Raw genomic sequence first — 2,434 nt, 5'->3', positions numbered from 1 at the left:
ACGTCGGGCATCCGTCTGGGGTCGCCCGCCGGCACCACCCGCGGCTTCGGCGAGGGTGAGTTCCGCCAGATCGCCGACTGGATCATCGAAGTGGTCGACGGCCTGGCTGCCAACGGCGAAGACGGCAACGGCGCCGTCGAGGCCAAGGTCAAAGCCGAAGTCGCAGACCTCTGTGCCAAATTCCCGATCTATCCGAACCTGTAAGACGAAGGACCCGAACCCATGAGCTTTCATTCCATTGACCAAGCCCCAGCCCGACTGAACCGAAGTGAATTGGCCGTGCCCGGCAGCCAACCCGGAATGCTCGAAAAGGCAGCCAAATCCGATGTAGACGTCATTTTCCTTGATCTGGAAGACGCGGTTGCACCGGATGAAAAGGAACAGGCCCGCAGGAACATCATTCAGGCGCTGAACGATATCGATTGGGGCAACAAGACCATGTCGGTTCGGATCAACGGTCTGGACACGCATTACATGTACCGCGACGTCGTCGATGTGGTCGAACAGGCGGGTGAGCGGCTGGACCTGATCATGATCCCCAAGGTCGGAACGGCTGCGGATGTCTATGCCGTCGATATGCTGGTGACCCAGATCGAAGACGCCAAGGGTTACAAAAAACGGATCGGGTTCGAGCACATCATCGAAACCGCGCTTGGCATGCAGAATGTCAGTGAGATTGCGGCAGCATCAAAGCGCAATGAAAGCCTGCACTTCGGCGTGGCCGACTATGCGGCCTCGACCCGTGCGCGAACCACGATCATCGGTGGTGTGAACCCCGATTATTCCGTTTTGACCGATGCGGACCCCGAGGGCGGTCGCCAGTCCCATTGGGGTGACATGTGGCATTATGCTCTGGCCCGCATGGTGGTTGCGGCGCGCGCCAACGGGCTGCGTCCGATTGATGGGCCTTTTGGCGATTTTCAGGACCCGGACGGTTACAAGGCCGCCGCAAAACGTGCCGCCGTTCTGGGTTGCGAGGGCAAATGGGCCATTCACCCAAGCCAGATCGCGCTGGCGAACGAGGTGATGTCGCCGTCCGACGCCGAGGTCAACAAGGCGCAGCGCATTCTTGTTGCCATGGCCGAGGCCGAGGCAGACGGAAAAGGTGCCGTTTCACTGGACGGCCGGCTGATAGATTACGCCTCCATCCGTCAGGCCGAAGTGCTGGTGGAAAAGGCCAGCCAGATTGCTGCGGCGTGAACCAAACCAGAGTTGCGTGGGCAAACTGCCCACGCGATGTCATCGCCCGTTGCGCAGGCCGAAGAAGTGCTAGGATCCTTCCGGCGCCATCGACCCCATGAACCGACGGTCCCGCACATCATCCGGGCTGGTTTTGTAGCAGCGTTGAAACGCACGTTTCAAAGCGACGGGCGATGAAAAACCGGTGGCTGCCGAGATTTCGATCTGCGACATGTTCGTGAACTGCAACAGGTTCTGCGCCCGTTCCAGACGAAGCTCCTTGTACGTGGAAAGAAGCTTTGCTCCGGTTTTGCTCAGGAACCGTCGTTGCAGTTGACGCGTCGAGGTTTTGAGCAAACGGGAAAGGTCCGAGATCGTCAGTGGATCTTCGATATTCTCCTGCATCGCATCCAAAGTGCGCACCACCAGAAGATCGCCTTTTGCCCTGTGCACCAGCCGGGCGGCCAACCTGCTTTCGTATTTTTGTGTGGGTTCGGTCAGACCGATATAGCTGCGCAATGCGTCCGCTGTATGCTCTCCGTGATCCATGGACACGAATTCGGACAACAACCGCAACGCGCTCAGTCTGCTGGTCGCGCTGTGGGGGTGCCCGTCGGCGGCCAGATGGGTTGCCGCACCGCAGCTTTCCAATCCGCTTTCCAGCGCGGCCGCGGCAAAGTTCGGGTGAACCGCAACGATGTTTCGGCCTGCTCTGCCCAGTTGCACCAGCAACAGGACAGCTCCCCCGACCAGAACGGTCCTTGAAGACAGGTTGAGAACTTGCGAAATCCAGCTTCTGCGCGAACCAGAGACGTCCCAGTTGTTCTCCAGGTCGCCCCAGAAAATCGCCGTCCGACCTGCCCAATAAAGAGGCCCGCCGACCGAGTCATTTCCGGACACCCGGAGATTGACGACGTAAGAGCAGTTTTCGACCAGGCTGTTCAGAGCGTGATAGAACTCGACGACGATCTCAGCCGATGCCAGTGCCCGCGTGTCGCTGAGGATAACATCGATGTATTTTATTCTTTCGGGCACCTCCGGCCCGGTCTTTGCCAGGTCGGCGCGATCATTTGCGAGGACATAGTGTTTCATTGTTCCTCCATCGAATTGACGAGAGGCAGCGCCTCGCAGGACGCTGCCCTCATTTTCGGATTTCAATCCGCCAGAGCAAACCGCGGATTGCTACGCCCGGTTCCCTATTCCGCGGCGTCTGCGTATGCGTCCATTGGGGGGCATGTGCAGACGAGGTTTCTGT

Annotated in this window: 2 protein-coding genes and 1 pseudogene; 2 read left to right on the top strand and 1 reads right to left on the bottom strand. The window is 59.0% G+C overall.

From position 1 onward, the window contains the following. Window positions 1-204: pseudogene (gene glyA, locus GS620_RS21815) on the top strand (serine hydroxymethyltransferase); the annotation flags it as partial. An 18-nt stretch (window positions 205-222) separates the two neighbouring features. Beyond that, complete coding sequence (locus GS620_RS21810; RefSeq protein ID WP_171617726.1) at window positions 223-1,200, top strand: CoA ester lyase; 978 nt, start codon at window positions 223-225, stop codon at window positions 1,198-1,200. A 69-nt stretch (window positions 1,201-1,269) separates the two neighbouring features. On the opposite strand, the gene GS620_RS21805 is transcribed toward GS620_RS21810, so the two are convergent. Next, window positions 1,270-2,271, bottom strand: coding sequence for a helix-turn-helix domain-containing protein (locus tag GS620_RS21805; protein WP_171617725.1), 1,002 nt, complete (start codon window positions 2,269-2,271; stop codon window positions 1,270-1,272). Window positions 2,272-2,434 lie beyond the last annotated feature (163 nt).

Source organism: Ruegeria sp. HKCCD6428 (assembly GCF_013110595.1).
GTDB lineage: Bacteria > Pseudomonadota > Alphaproteobacteria > Rhodobacterales > Rhodobacteraceae > Ruegeria.
The sequence above is the reverse complement of the archived record's forward strand: the minus strand, read 5'-3'. Positions and strand labels throughout refer to the sequence as shown.